11 protein-coding genes and 1 pseudogene are annotated in these 16298 nt (G+C 74.1%); 3 read left to right on the top strand and 9 right to left on the bottom strand.

The genetic code is table 11. The features are described 5' to 3' along the window. Window positions 1-157: 157 nt before the first annotated feature. On the bottom strand, window positions 158-574 hold the full coding sequence (locus E1182_RS21485; protein WP_132268189.1) for a hypothetical protein: 417 nt from the start codon (window positions 572-574) through the stop codon (window positions 158-160). A gap of 118 nt (window positions 575-692) precedes the next feature. Here E1182_RS21485 and E1182_RS21490 point away from each other — a divergent pair, with 118 nt between their 5' ends. Continuing rightward, window positions 693-3524: a BTAD domain-containing putative transcriptional regulator gene (locus E1182_RS21490; protein ID WP_132268191.1), complete on the top strand. Its 2832-nt coding sequence runs from the start codon at window positions 693-695 to the stop codon at window positions 3522-3524. A gap of 146 nt (window positions 3525-3670) precedes the next feature. On the opposite strand, the gene E1182_RS21495 is transcribed toward E1182_RS21490, so the two are convergent. From E1182_RS21495 to lpdA, 3 genes are all read right to left on the bottom strand, one after another. Continuing rightward, entirely contained in the window at window positions 3671-4411 is a 741-nt protein-coding gene (locus E1182_RS21495; protein WP_132268193.1) for an L-2-amino-thiazoline-4-carboxylic acid hydrolase, read from the bottom strand. A gap of 260 nt (window positions 4412-4671) precedes the next feature. Beyond that, the gene (gene sucB, locus E1182_RS21500) at window positions 4672-6492 is read right to left on the bottom strand and encodes a 2-oxoglutarate dehydrogenase, E2 component, dihydrolipoamide succinyltransferase (RefSeq protein ID WP_132268196.1); all 1821 of its coding nucleotides are present in this window, start codon (window positions 6490-6492) and stop codon (window positions 4672-4674) included. A gap of 73 nt (window positions 6493-6565) precedes the next feature. After that, entirely contained in the window at window positions 6566-7957 is a 1392-nt protein-coding gene (gene lpdA, locus E1182_RS21505; protein WP_132268198.1) for a dihydrolipoyl dehydrogenase, read from the bottom strand. A gap of 178 nt (window positions 7958-8135) precedes the next feature. Here lpdA and E1182_RS21510 point away from each other — a divergent pair, with 178 nt between their 5' ends. Beyond that, window positions 8136-8465 carry a hypothetical protein gene (locus E1182_RS21510; protein ID WP_132268200.1) on the top strand — a complete coding sequence of 110 codons (330 nt, stop codon included), beginning with the start codon at window positions 8136-8138 and terminating at the stop codon, window positions 8463-8465. 113 nt (window positions 8466-8578) lie between these two features. On the opposite strand, the gene E1182_RS21515 is transcribed toward E1182_RS21510, so the two are convergent. Further along, entirely contained in the window at window positions 8579-10144 is a 1566-nt protein-coding gene (locus tag E1182_RS21515) for a leucyl aminopeptidase (protein WP_371687588.1), read from the bottom strand. A 170-nt stretch (window positions 10145-10314) separates the two neighbouring features. Here E1182_RS21515 and gcvT point away from each other — a divergent pair, with 170 nt between their 5' ends. After that, window positions 10315-11448, top strand: a complete 1134-nt coding sequence (gene gcvT, locus E1182_RS21520; RefSeq protein ID WP_132268204.1) for a glycine cleavage system aminomethyltransferase GcvT — start codon at window positions 10315-10317, stop codon at window positions 11446-11448. Here the strand turns inward: gcvT and E1182_RS21525 are convergent. The 4 genes and pseudogenes from E1182_RS21525 to E1182_RS31230 all read right to left on the bottom strand — a co-directional run. After that, window positions 11445-12740, bottom strand: coding sequence for a DUF2314 domain-containing protein (locus tag E1182_RS21525; RefSeq protein ID WP_132268207.1), 1296 nt, complete (start codon window positions 12738-12740; stop codon window positions 11445-11447). The two genes, gcvT and E1182_RS21525, sit on opposite strands and share 4 nt — an antisense overlap. Before the next feature lie 62 nt (window positions 12741-12802). Further along, a complete protein-coding gene (gene cobS / locus E1182_RS21530; RefSeq protein ID WP_132268209.1) occupies window positions 12803-13576 on the bottom strand; it encodes an adenosylcobinamide-GDP ribazoletransferase in 774 nt (257 codons plus the stop codon). Beyond that, window positions 13566-15395, bottom strand: coding sequence for a bifunctional adenosylcobinamide kinase/adenosylcobinamide-phosphate guanylyltransferase (locus tag E1182_RS21535; RefSeq protein ID WP_132268212.1), 1830 nt, complete (start codon window positions 15393-15395; stop codon window positions 13566-13568). The genes cobS and E1182_RS21535 overlap by 11 nt, the downstream gene beginning before the upstream one ends. A 48-nt stretch (window positions 15396-15443) precedes the next feature. Then, window positions 15444-16298 (bottom strand): annotated as a pseudogene (locus E1182_RS31230) (hypothetical protein); the annotation flags it as partial.

A 16298-nucleotide genomic window follows, 5' to 3' on the forward strand; every position in this document is an offset into this window, starting at 1 on the left:
GCGCAGGGGGGCGGGCGGCTCGCGCCGGGGCCGGATTCTGCCGACCGGCGACTGCGCCGACCGCTGAATCCGCGCCCGGCGCGACCGGCCCCGGCCTAACGGCGCACGGCTGACCTGGCCGGTGTCCGGCCGCCAGCCCCCCTGCCGGGCGACCGGGTCAGGAGCGTCCCCAGGCGGAGGCGCAGCTCTTGAGGACGGAAGTGCCGTCGTCGATGCAGACGGTCAGCTTCACCGGCTTCTCGTCGGCGATCATGTTGGTCGCCGTGCTCGTGCAGCTCCCGTCGTTCTTGGTGTCCCGGATCGACTCCAGCATCCTGTCGTTCTCGTCGCTCAGCCAGGCGTACACCGCAGCGCCGTCGGTCTTGACGTCGCAGGCCTTGATCTCCTCCGCGCCTTCCCAGCCGGACACGTCGGCGTCGAAGAAGGCTTTGCCGGCGGCGTTCTGGGTGTAGAGCCAGCCGATGTTCGTGCTGGCCTGCGCCGGCGTCGCCGCCACCACCAGCGACAGCGCCGTGCCGATCGCGGACATGCCCAGCACGCCGAGGGCCCGGGCGGAGATGCGTCGAGTGCTCATGATCATTCCTTCGTAGCGGGCGGAACCGTCCCCAAAGGATCACCGTCGGCGCTTGCCACACCCCTGCCGTCCGCTTGCCGGCGATCGTCCATACTGAAGGATCGGGGGAGGTGGGTCCGTGGAGTTCAGGATCCTCGGCTCGGTCGAGGCGTACTCGGCGGGCGTACCGCTCGACCTCGGCACCCGCCGGCAGCAGCGCCTGGTGCTGGCGGTGCTGCTGCTGGAGCCCAACCGCGCGGTGCCGATGGACCGGCTCATCGACCTGGTCTGGGGGTCCACCCCGCCGGCCTCCGCGCGGGGCACCGTCCAGGCGCTGGTCTCCCGGTTACGCACCGCCCTGCGCGGCACCGACGGGCTCGCCGAGATCCTGCACCGGGGAACGGGCTACCTGCTGCGGGTGGACCCGCTCTCGGTCGACGTGCACCGCTTCACCGACCTGGTGGCCCGAGCGCGCGCGGCCGACGGCGAGCGCTCCGTCGAGCTGTTCGACCGGGCCCTCGCGCTGTGGCGCGGCGATCCGCTGGACGACGTGGCCCCGCCGCAGACGCGGGACCGGCTCTTCGGCGGCCTGCGGGAGGCGAGGTGGGCGGCCGTCGAGGACCGGCTGGATGTCCTCGTCCGGCTGGGCCGCTGCCGGGAGGCGCTGGACGAGCTGACCGAGCTGGTGACCGAGCAACCCCTGCGACAGCGCCTCGTGGGCCAGCTCATGCTGGTGCTGCACCGCCAGGGCCGCACGGGCGAGGCGCTGGGCGCGTACGCCGACCTGCGCGCCCGGCTGGTCGCCGAGTTCGGCCTCGATCCCGCCGGTGAGCTGCGGGACCTACAGGCCGCGATCCTGCGCGGCGACCCCGCGCTGGACGCCCTGCCCGCCGGCACGGCGCGCACGATCCCGCCCGTGGTCGAGGCCCCGGCGCTCGTCCCCCGGCCGGCCGCCGGCCAGCCGCCCGTACGCCCCGCCGAGCTGCCCCATTCGCCCGACGGGTTCGTCGGCCGCCAGGCCGAGCTGGCGGCCCTCGACGCGCAGCTCGACGCCGGGCAGCGCTCCGGCCGGCCCCGGATCGTCGTGATCGACGGAATGGGTGGGATCGGCAAGACCGCCCTCGCCCTGCACTGGGGCCACCGGCGGCGCGACGCGTTCGCAGACGGTCAGCTCTACCTCGACCTGCGCGGGTTCAGCCCCAGCGACACCCCGATGACACCGGCCGAGGCGCTGCCCCGGCTGCTGGTCTCACTCGGCGTGCCGCCGTCGGCCATACCGCCGTCCGCCGACTCCCAGGCCGCCCGGCTGCGCAGCCTCACCGACGGCCGCCGGATGCTGATCGTGCTCGACAACGCCTACGACGCCGCGCAGGTCCGGCCGCTGCTGCCGGGCAACGTCGCCGGCCTGGTCGTGGTGACCAGCCGACGCCGGCTCCTCGGCCTGGTCGTACGCGAGCAGGCGGTGCCGCTGGGCCTGGCCCCGTTGCGCCCGGCCGAGTCGGCGGACCTGGTCGCCGGCTGCCTGAACGAGTCCCGCCCCGCCGAGCGGGAGGCGCTCGCCGACTACTGCGGCCACATGCCGCTGGCCATCCGCATCGTCGCCGCCCGGGCCCTCGAACTGCCCGACCGTCCCCTCGGCGAGCTGGTGGACGAGCTGCGCCAGGGCCGCCGCCTCGACGCCTTCGCCGCCTCCGACGGCCCCGACACCAACCTGCGCACCGTCTTCTCCTGGTCGTACCGTTCCCTGTCGCCGCCGGCGGCCGGGCTGTTCCGGCGGCTGGCCCTGCACCCCGGCCAGGGCGTGGGGACTCCCGCCGTGGCGGCGCTCGCCGGCATCGACCTGCCGCGCGCCCGGGAGTTGGCCGGCGAGCTGACCCGGGCCAGCCTCCTGCACCGCACCGGGCCGGACCGCTACCAGTTCCACGACCTGGTCGGCGCGTACGCCACGGAGCTGGCCGGTGCGCCGGAGCACGCCGAGGAGCGCCGGCTCGCGCTGCGCCGGATCCTCGACTGGTACCTGCACACGGTCGCCGCTGCCGAGCGGATGCTCCAGCCGCACCGGCCCCGCTTCGCCCCGGCGCCGCCGCCCCTGGTCGAGCCGCTGCCCTTCGACAGCTACGCCGACGCCCTGAGCTGGTGCGAGGCCGAGCGGTCCAGTCTCGTACCGGTGGTGCGGGCCGCGGTGGCCAACGGGCTGCCCGGGCACGCGTGGCAGGTCGCGCTCGCCGCGTCGGCGTACTGGTACATCGCCAAGCGGCGCGAGGACTGGCTGGCGGCTGGCGGGATCGGGCTGGCCGCCACGCGGTCTCTCGGCGACCAGCGGGCCGAGGGGGCGCTGCTCATGAGCATGGCCACCGCGCTCTGTGAGAGCCGGCGCTACCCGGAGGCGATCGAGTTGTACCAGGAGTCGCTGCGGGTGCAGGAGGCGATCGGGTACCGCGACTGGCGGCCGACCACCCTCAACAGCCTCGCCGTCGCCCACGCCGAGTCGGGCCGGCCCGATCACGCGCTCGCCACGTTCGCCCTGGCCCGCGACGAGCACCGGCTCCAGGGCAACCGGTGGGGCGAGGGGGTGGCGCTGCAGAACATGGCACAGTGCCATGCGCTGCTGGGCGAGCCGGAGAGGGCCGTCGCCCGCCACGAGGAGGCACTCACCGCCGTGCGCGACACCGGCGACCGGTACGCGGAGGCCATCTGCATCGCCAACCTGGGCGAGGCCCACGCCGACCTGGGGGACCACGAGCGGGCGATCCGGCGCTTCCGGGAGGCGGTGCAACTACACGTGTCGACCGGCAACGCGCACGGCCGGGCGCGGACCCTGCTGGCGCTGGGCCGGTCCCTGGCCGAGCGGGGCGACACCGACGCGGCCCGGTCCTGCTGGCGGGAGGCGCTGGCGGTCTTCGACGAGCTCGGCGACCCCGAGGCCGACGAGATCCGCGCGTTGCTGACCACCGCATGTCACCAGAGGTGATCTTGCCGAGTGGGGGCGGCCGGCTCAGGTGCGGGCGATCGAGGGGCAGTGCCCCTGCCAGGTTGTCTATCCTGCGCCGGGGCACTGCTGCGGGCAGTGTGTCGCCTGCGGTCGCTTGAACAGCAGGTTCACCCTGCCGGCGGTGCCTACGACGTGCCGGTTGCACCGGTGGGCGTGGTGACCAGCCCGGACAGGTGTTCTTCACGGGTGAACAGCATGCGGCAGGTGGTGCCGGTGGCGAAGGTCACCGGCCGCACGAACCTCAGCTGGTGCCGCGAGGGCTCGATGGCATCGGCCCAGTTGAGATCGAATCGGCACAGGATCGGCTGCAGCTCGCCACGGTCGGCCGCGAGCAGAACCTCGTGGAAGAAGCAGCGGCGTACGTCCAGCACATAGGTGTCGTTATCGTCGACGGGTCGCTGAAAGTTGAACGACGGGCCGAAGTAGGACTGCTCGCGTTGCTTGCTGGCGGCGACCAGGGCGGCGAAGGGATCCTCGGCGTGGTCGAGCATGCCGCGGGTGCCAGCGAGGAGGTCCTCGCGCAGCGGGCTGTTGAGGCAGTCCTCCACGATCGTCGCTGCCTTGGCCGACCCGCACACCGGCTGCAGGACGTCGTAGGCCGCCACGGCCAGCGCGGCGAACCGGGCGTTGGCCGCGTCCATCGCGTTGGCGATTAAGCCCTCGATCCGCGTCTCGACGGCTGCCAGGCGGTGTCGCACCAGATCGTCGACGGGCTGAGCCCATGCGGTGTCGGCACCCGATGTCACCAGCTGTACCAGGCGTGCGAAGAACGCACGCTCGATGACAGGGGTCCAGTCGGTTGGGTCGTACTGCGGCTGATCGGGTTGCCCCGGGGCAGCAGATTCAGACGTGGTGGCATCGCGCATGGTGGTCCCTTTTCGGGTCAGGACCACGGGGGCAGCCAACCGAGCACTGGATGCACAAGCATGGCTGGGCGGCCCCGTGTGGCCCGGGGTTGACCAGCGCGCTCCACCACCAACCGGCGCTGTGAAATGACATCTCCATTCAAGAAGATGATCACCGTCGCGTCAAGCCGTCTCGCCCGCCATCGCCAAGTGGTGTGGGATGAGACGTGGACGCGAAAGGGCGCGCGGCACCCGCCGCGCGCCCTTTGCGGTGCGTTACCTCACAGACCCAGCTCGGCCTCGAACTGACCGGCCTCCAGCCGCTCCTTGACCGTGACCAGGAAGCGGGCCGCGTCGGCGCCGTCGATCAGCCGGTGGTCGTAGGACATGGCCAGGTAGACCATCGACCGGATCGCGACCACCTCGCCCAGCTCCGGGTCGTTGACCACGACCGGACGCTTGACCACGGCACCCGTGCCGAGCATCGCCGACTGCGGCGACGGCACGATCGGGGTGTCGAAGAGGGCGCCCCGGCTGCCGGTGTTGGTCAGCGTGAAGGTCGCCCCGGCGATCTCGTCCGGGCTGATCTTGTTGGTCCGGGTGCGCTCGGCCAGGTCGGCCACCCGCTTGGCGATCCCGCCGAGGTTGAGGTCACCGGCGTTGTGGATGACCGGCACCAGCAGCCCGCGCTCGGTGTCCACCGCGATGCCCAGGTGCTCCGCGTCCGGGTAGGTGATCGTCCCGGCGTCGAGGTCCATGCTGGCGTTGACGATCGGGTGCGCCTGCAACGCCTCGATCGCGGCGAGGGCGAAGAACGGCAGGAACGACAGCTTGACCCCGTGCCGCTGCTGGAAGGAGTCCTTCGCCCGGGCCCGCAGCTTGGCGATCCGGGTGACGTCCACCTCGACCACCGTGGTCAGCTGCGCCATCTCGTGCAGCGACTGCTGCATCCGCTTGGCGATGGCCGCCCGGATCCGTGGCAGCTTCTCGGTGGTGCCGCGCTTCGCGCTCGGCTGCGGCTTCTCCGCTGGCTTGGCGGCCGGGGCCGCCGGGGCCGGCTGTTGCGCCGGGGCCGGGGCGGCCTTCGCGGCCTTGGCCTTCTCCGCCGCGTCCAGCACGTCCTGCTTGCGGATCCGGCCACCCACGCCGGTGCCGGTCAGCGAGCCGAGGTCGACGCCGTGCTCGCTGGCGAGCTTGCGCACCAGCGGCGTGACGTAGCCGGCGGCCTCCTCGCCACCACCCTGCGCGGGGGCGGTCGGCCGCTGCGGGGCGGCCGGCTGCGCCGCCTGCTCGACCTTGGCCGGCTGCTGCGCGACCTCGGCCTCCGCGGCCGGCTCGTTGTACGACAGGCCCGGGGTCGGCTCCTCGACCTTCGGCTCGGGCTTCGCCTCGACCTTGGGCTCCGGCTTCGGCTCGGGCTTGGGTTCCGGCTTGGCCTCGGGTTCCGGCTTCGGGGCGGCGCCGGCCGCACCGACGATCGCCAGGTCGGCACCGACCTCGACGGTCTCGTCCTCGGGGACCTTGATCTCCAGCAGAGTGCCGGCCACCGGAGACGGGATCTCCGTGTCGACCTTGTCGGTGGAGACCTCCAGCAGCGGCTCGTCCACCTCGACGGTGTCGCCGACCTGCTTGAGCCAGCGGGTGACCGTACCCTCGGTGACGCTCTCGCCCAGAGCCGGCATCTTCACCGGGGTGCCCTCGCCCGCCGGGGCCGCCTGACCCTGCGGCTCGGCCTGGGCCGGCTGCTGCGGCTCCGGGGCGGTGCCCCCGGCGGCGGCCGTCGGTTCGGCGGCCGGGGCGGCCTCCTGCGCCGGAGCGGCGGCCTCCTGCGCCGGAGCGGCCTCGCCGCCACCGGCCTGCTCGCCCTCGCCCGCGATGACGGCCAGCTCGCTGCCCACCTCGGCGGTCTCGTCCTCGCCGACCACGATCCGGCTCAGCACGCCCGCCGCGGGCGACGGGATCTCGGTGTCGACCTTGTCGGTCGACACCTCGAGCAGCGGCTCGTCGACCTCGACGGTGTCGCCCTCCTGCTTGAGCCAGCGGGTGACGGTGCCCTCGGTGACGCTCTCGCCGAGCCGAGGCATGGTGACCGATACCGGCATGTTCACAGACTCCTTCGTTCCCCTGGTGCGATCACGCCCGTCTGCCGCCGGACGCCGCGGAAGCAATTCTCGATCAGGCGTGCGCGTGCAGCGGCTTGCCGGCCAGGGCCAGGTGCGCCTCGCCCAGGGCCTCGTTCTGCGTCGGGTGGGCGTGCACGAGCTGCGCCACCTCGGCCGGGTAGGCCTCCCAGTTGTAGATGAGCTGGGCCTCGCCGATCATCTCGCCGACCCGGGCGCCCACCATGTGCACGCCGACGACCGGGCCGTCTTCCACCCGGACCAGCTTCACGAAACCGGCCGTCTTGAGGATCTGGCTCTTGCCGTTGCCACCCAGGTTGTAGTTGTAGGTCTTCACCTTGTCGGCCCCGTACTGCTCCTTGGCCTTCGCCTCGGTCAGGCCGACCGACGCCAGCTCGGGGTCGGAGTAGGTGACGCGCGGGATGCCGACCTCGTCGATCACGGCCGGATTCTGCCCGGCGATCTCCTCGGCGACGAAGATGCCCTGCTGGAAGCCGCGGTGGGCGAGCTGGAGACCGGGCACGATGTCGCCGACGGCGTAGATGTTCGGCACGCTGGTGCGCAGCCGCTCGTCGGTCAGCACGTAACCGCGGTCCATCTTGACGCCCTGCTCCTCGTACCCGAGGTTGGCGGTGTTCGGGCCACGGCCGACCGCGACCAGCAGCAGCTCGGCCTCGACGGTGTCGCCGCCGGCGATGGTCAGCCGGACGCCGTTGCCAGTCTTCTCGACCTTCTCGAACGGCTTGCCGACCTTGAAGTTGATCTTACGCTTGCGGAAGGCCCGCTCCAGCGCCTTCGACGACTCCTCGTCCTCGGCGGCGACCAGCCGGGGCAGCGCCTCAACGATGGTGACCTCCGCCCCGAAGGACTTCCACACGCTGGCGAACTCGACGCCGATCACGCCGCCGCCGAGCACGATCACCGAGGACGGGACGCGGTCCAGGGTCAGGGCGTGGTCGCTGGTGATGATCCGCTCGCCGTCGACCTCCAGGCCGGGCAGGGTCTTCGCGTACGAGCCGGAGGCCAGCACGACGTTGCGGCCGGTGTAGCGCCTCCCGTCGACCTCGACGGCGTTCGGCGCGACCAGCTTGCCGTGCCCCTCGACGACGGTGATCGCCTTGTTGCCCTTGAGCATGCCCTGCAGGCCCTTGTGCAGCCGGGAGATCACGCCGTCCTTGTACGAGTTGACCGCGGCCATGTCGATGCCGACCAGTTCGGCCTTGACGCCGAACTGCTCCGACTCCCGGGTCTGGTCGGCGATCTCCGCGGCGTGCAGCAGGGCCTTGGTGGGGATGCAGCCGTTGTGCAGGCAGGTGCCGCCGAGCTTGCCCTTCTCGATCAGCGCGACGGAGAGGTTCAGCTGGGCGGCACGCAGCGCCGTGGCGTAGCCGCCGCTGCCACCTCCGAGGATGACGATGTCGAAGGTTGCGTCGTTCGGCTCGCTCACATCCAACTCCCAGTTCGCGTCACTGCTCGGGGGTTACGGCGGAGTAACAGGCACACCCCACCTCGGTCATCTTGTCACCACCGCACCGCGCGCGCGTAGTGAGGTGCCCAACGACACGTCCCCGGCACGTACGCTTGGCACCGTCTTCGATGACGCTCGGGGGAGGAGAAGGAGTCGCGTGGGGCTGTTCCGACGACGCAGGAAGCCGGTCGGTGACCGTGGCGACCGTCCCGCCGACCGCGCCGACCTCGACCATCTCGAAAACTTCGTGCGGACCCGGCGCGGGGTCGAGGCGTACATCGAGCCACGGACCACGGTCACCGAGACCACCGTCATCCTGATCGCCGACGACGGGGAGTGGACCCGCCGCCGGATCGAGGGTCCGGAGGGCGCCCGACGCTTCGCCCACCGGCTCGCCATCCCGATCTACGACGTCCGCCTGATGGGCTACCCGCAACGAATGCGGGACTACAACGAACGCCGCAAGCGTCGCCCGGAACTCTACTGACCCGCCCTGCCGACCGGACACCGTTGCAGCCCGCCAGACGCGGCATGTCGTGATGTCCCGGCGGCGGGACACCACGACATGCCGCAAACGGTGTGGATCATGAACGCGTGGCCTCAGCCGTGGGTGGCCACGTCCTCGACGAGCTGCACCAGGGTACGGACCGGCACGCCGGTGCCGCCCTTGGTCCAGTAGCCGGTCGCCTCACCCGGGTGGTAGCTGGGGCCGGCGATGTCGATGTGCGCCCAGGCCACCTCCCCGGCGACGAACTCGCGCAGGAACACCCCGCCCTGGAGCATGTGACCGGCCCGGTCCATGCCCGCGTTGACCTGGGAGATGTCGGCGACGTCAGAGTCCATGCCCTTACGGACGTCGTCGGGCAGCGGCATCGGCCAGGCCGGCTCACCGACCGCGTCCCCGACGGCCCGGACCCGCTCGCACAGCTCCGGCGTGCCCATCACCCCGGAGACCCGCTTGCCCAGCGCGATGATCTGGCCGCCGGTCAGGGTGGAGGTCTCGAACAGGTAGTCGGCACCGTCCTCGCAGGCCCGGGCCATCGCGTCGGCGAGGATCAGCCGGCCCTCGGCGTCGGTGTTGAGCACCTCGACCTTCTTACCGTCGTACATCGTGATCACGTCGCCGGGCCGGTAGCTGGTGCCCGACGGCATGTTCTCCGCCATCGGCAGGTACGCGGTCACCGCCACCGACGGCCGCAGAGCGGCGATGGCCAGCATCGCGGCGGCCACCGCCGCCGCACCGGCCATGTCCGACTTCATCTCCCACATGCCCTGCGCCGGCTTGATCGAGATGCCGCCGGTGTCGAAGGTGATCCCCTTGCCGACCAGCGCCACCCGCTTGCCGTTGCCGGCGTCCGACGGGGTGTAGGTGAGGGTGACCAGCCGTGGCGGCGCCTCCGAGCCCTGGCCGACGGCGATGATGCCGCCGTACCCGCCGGCGTGCAGCGCCGCCTCGTCCAGCACCTCCACGCCGAGCCCGGCCGCGCGGGCGGCCTCGGCGACCGCGTCGGCGAAGGCCGGTGGGCGCAACTCGTTCGGAGCGGTGTTCACCCAGTCGCGGCTGGCGCGGACCGCGCCCGCCACCGCCGTGGCCCGCTCGATCTCGGTCCGCGCCGTCGCGTCGGCGGCGTCCGGGACGGCGATCAGCACCTCGGCGACCGGGTCGCGGCGGGTCGGCTGCGGCCGGGTCTTGTAGCCGGCGAACCGGTACCCGCCGAGCAGCGCGCCCTCGGCGACCGCGCGCAACGCGGACGGGGCGTCGGCGTCATCGGGTAGCGGCAGGCTCAGTGCCACCCGGGGCGCCCCGGCGAGCGCCCGGACCACCGCGCCGGCGGCCCGGCGTAGCGTCTCCGGGGCGGGCGCGGCGCCGGTCGGCTCCGGGCCCAGCCCGACGGCGGCGACGACCGGGGCGGTGACGGTGCCCAGCGTGGCCAGCTTGATCACCTCGCCCGGAGCGCCGGTGGCGCCGAGCAGCGCCAGTGTCTCGGTCAGCTTGCCGTCGAAGGCGGCGGCGATGCTCTCCGCCCCGCTGGCCAGTAGCAGTGCGCCGGCCGGGCCGCCGCTGGCGGCCTGCTCGCCGGTCTGGCTGTGCAGGCCGATCACGATCGCGTCGACGGCGAGCTCGGCGGGGTCGGTGTCGACCAGGCTCAGGGTGGTGCTGGGCATTGTCACTGAGGCTACTCCGGGCGGGCCGGGCCGGTCGCGTCGTCGCGTACCGGCGATGAAGGTCTCCGGCGGCAACCTACCCGCCGGAGGCATGGCTGTCCCGCCGAACGCCGTCCGGACGGGTCCCGCCGATGCTAACCATCCGGGCAGTTCCCGGTAAGTTCCCACCCATGACGGACCTGACCCCCGAGGCCGCCGCGACCCGGCTGCGCCGTTCCCCGCTGCACGAGCGGCACACCGCTCTCGGTGCCAAGTTCGCCCCGTTCGGCGGGTGGGAGATGCCCCTGGAGTACGCCGGCGGCGGCGTGCTGAAGGAGCACGCCGCGGTGCGGACCGCGGTGGGGGTGTTCGACGTGTCGCACCTGGGCAAGGCGCGGGTCACCGGTCCGGGCGCGGCCGACTTCGTCAACTCCTGCCTCAGCAACGACCTGCGCCGGATCGGGCCGGGGCGGGCCCAGTACACGTTCTGCTGCGACGACGCGACCGGCGGCGTGGTGGACGACATCATCGCCTACCTGCACGCCGACGACCACGTCTTCCTCGTCCCGAACGCGGCGAACACCGCCGAGGTGGTGCGCCGGTTGCGCGCCGCCGCGCCGGCCGGGGTCACCGTCACCGACGAGCACGAGGCGTACGCGGTGCTGGCCGTGCAGGGACCCCGCTCGACGGAGTTGCTCGCCGCGCGGGGCCTGCCGGTGGAGCACGAGTACATGAGCTTCTTCCCGGCCACCCTGGCCGGCGCCGAGCTGGTGGTCTGCCGCACCGGCTACACCGGCGAGCGGGGGTACGAGCTGGTGGTCCCCGCCGAGGCGGCGGTCGCCGTCTGGGACGCGCTCCTCGCCGGCGGGGAGTCGTTCGACCTGCGGGCGTGCGGGCTCGGCGCCCGGGACACCCTGCGCACCGAGATGGGCTACCCGCTGCACGGGCAGGACCTGTCGCCGGAGATCACCCCGGTGCAGGCCCGCTGTGGGTGGGCGGTGGGCTGGGACAAGCCGACCTTCTGGGGCCACGACGCGCTGCTGGCGGAGAAGGCCGCCGGCCCCCGGCGTACGCTGCGCGGCCTGGTGGCCGTCGACCGGGCGATCCCGCGCCCCGGCATGCCGGTGTACGTCGGTGACCGGCCGGTCGGCACGGTCACCAGCGGCACCTTCAGCCCGACGCTCAAACAGGGCATCGCCCTGGCGCTGGTCGACACCGCCCCGGGCCTCGCCGACGGCGACCTGGTCGAGGTCGACATCCGCGGTCGCCGCGCCCAGATGCGCCTCGCCCGCCCCCCGTTCGTCACCCCCTCCGTCAGGGGTTAGTGGGTGGGGTGGGGGCGTTCGCCGGCGTCCAGCACGGCCTGGGTCCAGCCGCCCTCGATGACCCCGGTGCCGTCCAGCAGAGCCCAGTCGACGACGTCGGCCGCCTCCACCACCACCGGGGAGCCGATCCGCACCGTGGGGTCGGTGTTCGCGTCGCTGGCGCTGGCGCCGACGATCCGCTCGGGAGCATCCCACGAGGTCACCCCCGCCCAGACGTACTCGGGGCCGTCGTCGCCGGGCAGGCCGTACTTGACCACCAGCTGAGACTCCGGCGGAAGCTGACCGGCGAGGAACCGGACCCGGATGTCGGCCAGGCCGGCGCGGGCGGTGGCGACCGCCCGGCTCATCGCGTCCCCGGAGCGGGCATAGCGGACGTCCGGCTGGATGCCGGAGAAGAGCGTCGCGCAGGCCGCCGCGAAGTACTTCCCGTCCGGCCCCGGATGCCCCGGCGGCGGACGCAGACTGAGAAACGAGTCGGCCTCCGGGTCGGTCGCCGGGTCCAGTTCCAGCCGCAGCAGCACCGGGGCGGTCGCGCCGTGCTGCTCCGGGTTGCCGTACGCCACCGCGATGTCGTGCCCGGTCACCGTGGCCAGCACCGGCAGCTGCACGAACGCCGGAACCTCCTCGCCGGACAACCCGTCGGTCCAGTCCCGCAGCAGCCGTCGCGCCGCCCCGGTCATCACCGCACCCCAGGCCCGGGTGAGATGGTCGGGCACGCCCTGGGTCTGCAACTCCAGCAGCCCGAACCGGCGCAGCCCCTTGGTGGTGAACCAGAGCCCCTCCGCGTCGGAGGAGTACGGCACCAGCACCCAGTCGACCAGGCGTATCCGGCCCTGCGCGTCGGGCAGTGAGCGCAGCGCGGTCGCCGGGTCGAGGAACTGCAGCCCGAAGACGTCCACCACGTCACCGTCGACCGACTCGGCGACCGCGGCGGCGACCGCGCGGGCCGCCCACTCGTGGGCCGGCGGCCAGCCGGGCCGGTACTCGGCCTGCACCACCACCAGGTGGCTGGCCGCGGCGAGCCGGCCGAGCTGCGCCTCGGTGGCCCCGAACGCGGTCAGCAGATCCGGCGGCAGCTGCGGAAACTCGTCGATCGGCCGGGTGTCGACGCTCATCAGTGGACTGTCCAGCATCTGCCGGGCGAGCCCGTGCACCGGCTCGGCCAGCCGCCCCGCCAGGGCCCGGACCGCGGTCTTCGGGCTCACCCGGGGCAACCCCGCCACCGGCACCAGATAGGTCGCGCTCAGCGACTCCGGCACCGGTACCGGCAGGAAGTCGTCCGTGATGAGCATGCGTCCCCCAGGTGCGCGCTGGTGCCGTCGGGGCAAACGCTACCCGGCAACCAGGGCCGCGTTCAGGCGGACAGCACGAGCCCCAGGTAGACCAGCGTGGTGACAATCTCCACGCCCGCCCCGAGCACGTCGCCGGTGACGCCGCCGAACCGGCGTACCGCGTGCCGCAGCAGTCCGGCGGCGACGGCCAGCGCGGCCAGCACGACCAGCGGCCCCTGCCACGGCCGACCCGGCACCGCCGGCACGGCGGTGAGGGCGACGGCGGCCGTGCCGAGCGCCAGCGGGACCGGCCCGACCGTCCCGGCGACCAGCGCCCCCAGACCGTCCGGCCGGGCCGCCGGCACCCCGCGCCGGCAGGCCAGGCCAACCGCGAGCCGGCCCGCCGCCGTCGCGGCCACCACCGCCGCGAGCGCCGCCGGCCGGGACCGGCCGGCCAGCTCCGCGAGCGCCGCCGTCTGGAGCAGGAGTACGACCACCAGCGCGACCACCCCGAACGGCCCCACGTCCGGCTTCTTCATGATCTCCAACGCCGCCGGCCCGCGCCGGTACGACCCCAGCGCGTCCACGGTGTCGGCGAGCCCGTCCAGGTGCAGGCCCCGGGTGGCCAGGGCCGCGCAGCCCACGGTCACGCCGGCGGCGACCAGCGGTGGGGCGAGTGCGGCCAGCAGCAGCAGCGTCCCGGCCAGCACCACACCCAGCCCCGCCCCGACCAGCGGGGCGAGCGCCATCGCCCGGCCGGCGACCGTCCGGTCGATGCGTCCGGCGCGGACCGGCAGCGTGGTGAAGGTGGTCAGCGCCAGCCGTAGGCCGTCGACCCGGCCCGGTTCAGCCGGCACGCCCGCCGGACTCGGGGTGGGTGGTGGTCGGACCCGGCCCGGCCGGCTCCGGCTCGGTGAAGTCCGGTTCGTCCTCGGAGTCCGGACCGCCGCCCAGCCGGGGACGGACGGGCAGCGCGGCGGCCAGCGACAGCACCGAACGCAGCAGCGGCAGTGCGGCCAGCGCGTTCGCGCCCTCGCCGAGGTCCAGGCGCAGGTCGAGCAGCGGCGTCAGGCCGAGCACGTCCGCGGCGAGCCGGACGGCCGGTTGGCCGCCATGGTCGGCCAGCAGGCACCAGTGCCGGACCTGCCCGGCCAGATCCCGGCTGATCATGCCGGCGGCCAGGCCGACCGGACCGTCCAGCAGCACCGGCACCCGGCGGGCGGTCGCCCCGAGCAGCACGCCGGTGGCCACCGCGACGTCCCCGCCACCCAGCTCGGCGAGCACGTCCCTGGCGTCCCGGGGGGAGTTGCGGGTGCGGTGCAGCGCGTCCCGGACGGCCGCGCAGCGCACCATCCACGCCGCGTCGTCGATCTGGCCGTCGGCGGTGTACACCCGGCCGAGCACCGCCGGTGCCTCGGCTCCGGCGGTGGCGGCGAGCACGGCGGCCGCCGCCGTCTCGGTGCCGGCCCCGCACGCCCCGAGTACCAGCAGCTGTACGCCCGCGTCGGCGGCCTCCTCGGCCAGCCGCCAGCCGTAGCGCAGGGCCGACTCGACGGCGGCACCGCCGAGCGCCGGCTCCTGCTCCATCGGCGCGGACGACGGGGTGTCCACCACCTGGAGAGTCGCACCGACCTCGGCGGCCAGCCGGGCCAGTGGCCCGGCGCCGGCCCGGGCCTGCTCCGCCCGGCGCGACGAGTCACCCGGCACCGACCCGGCGGCGGCCCCACCGGTGTGGTCGCCGTGCAGCAGCAGCGCCCGCACCGTCGTCCAGGGGGTGGGGTTGGCGGTGCCCTGGGTGGCGGCGGCGAACGTCACCACCCGCTCCAGCGTCCCGAACCCGGCCCCCGGGACGTCCAGCGTGCCGAGCCGGTCGACGGCCTGCCCTCCGGCGTCCTCGTCCGGCATGGGCAGCTCCATGCCGGCCTGGATGACCAGGCCGGTGGCGACCATCGGCAGCGCCATGGTCGGCGCAGCCCAGTCGCCGCCGGCCCCGGTGCCTGCGGTCGCGGGGGCGGACGTGCCCGGGGTGAGCACGGTCGGCAGTGGCGTCTCGGCAGCAGCCACCGGGCCGCTCGCGCCGTTGGCCGCCGCTGACCGCCGCGTGGGCACCTCGGCCGTCCGTGGCACGGCGACCGGCTTCAGCCAGACCGGCTGGCCGGCCACCACCAGCGCCACGGCGTCGCAGGCATCGGCGACGGCCCGGTTCGCCGCGCCGAGGGCGTCGGTGAACGCCCGGCCCAGCGGGGTGGTCGGCACCAGCGACAGCCCCACCTCGGGGCTGACCAGCACCACCCGTGCCGCCGTGTCCCGCACCGCGGCGGCCAGCTCGGCGACCGTGGCCTCGTCGTCGGCGGGCTGGTGCGCCGGGTCGAGCAGCACCGTCACCCAACCGCCCAGGTCGTCCACGAGCAGCGTCTCGCCCGGCCCGGCGGAGGCGAGGACGTCGGCCAGCCGGCGCGGCTGGTCGGCGGTCTCCTCGGTGGTCCAACTCCCTGGGCGGCGGGCCCGGTGGGCGGCCAGCCGGGCGGTCCACTCCGCGTCCTCCGGCCCACCGGCGGTGGACGTCGCCACGTACCGCACGGCGGGGGCGCCAGCCACCAGGGACTCGGCGAACTCCGACTTGCCCGAGCGGATGCCGCCGAGCACCAGGACCGTGTTCCACCCGTCAAGGGACATGCCCGTACCTTAAGGCCGGCCGGCGCGTCGGCGCCGGGCGGCCCGGGCTCAACCGCAGTGCTCGAAACCGCTGCCGTATCTCGCGCCGCCGGCCGTCCCGCCCCATTTCACGCAGGTGCCGCCGGCACCGGCTCGGACCGGGCCGGCGTAGTACTCGAACGAGCCGCGGTCGGTCTTGCGTTTCTTCCCCTGCACCTCCAGGAACGCCGACACCCTGGTCGCCTTGCCCACCCCGTTCTCCTTCATGGTGACCACGCAGTTGGCTTTGGCGCCGCCGTTCCAGAGCAGGTACACGCGGCCCTGCCGGACCCCACCGGCGGTCAGCGCGGCCGAGTCGATGACCTGGTAGCCGGCGCCGCAGACCTGCGCCGGGGTGTACGGGTTCGGCACCGCCGGCGCGCTGCTGGTCGGACTTGGTCGAGGGGAGGCAGTGGTGGCCGGAGGGCTCTGCGGCGGCGTCCCGGCCGGGCTGCGGGTACCGGTCGCGGCGGCGGCCGGCTCCGGCGACGCCGACCGGGACGGGGTGGTGCTCGGATGGGGCTTCGGCCGCCCGGTGGCGGAGGCGCCGGCGGCCGGAGCGGACGGGGTGACCGTGGCGGGCGTCGACTCTGCGGTGAGCGTCGGACTTCCCGCCGTCGGTTGGTCGGTGTCGAGCGCCAGCACCGTGCCGGCGCCGGCGAGGACGACGACGACCGCGCCGGCCGCCCCGACCAGGGCCAGCCGACGGCGTCCCGCCCCGCCGGCCCGGTCCTGCCGGGTGGAGGCGGTGGCGGGTACGGCGTACCCGAGCGGCGGGGTCACCGGCTGCGAATCCGCCGACGCTCCGGAGCCGGTCGCCGGCGCCTGCCCCGGACCGGCGGCGACGGTCGCGCCGACGGGCGTCGGTGCTGCGGTGGGGTGCGC

The organism is Micromonospora sp. KC721, assembly GCF_004348355.1.
Lineage (GTDB): Bacteria > Actinomycetota > Actinomycetes > Mycobacteriales > Micromonosporaceae > Micromonospora.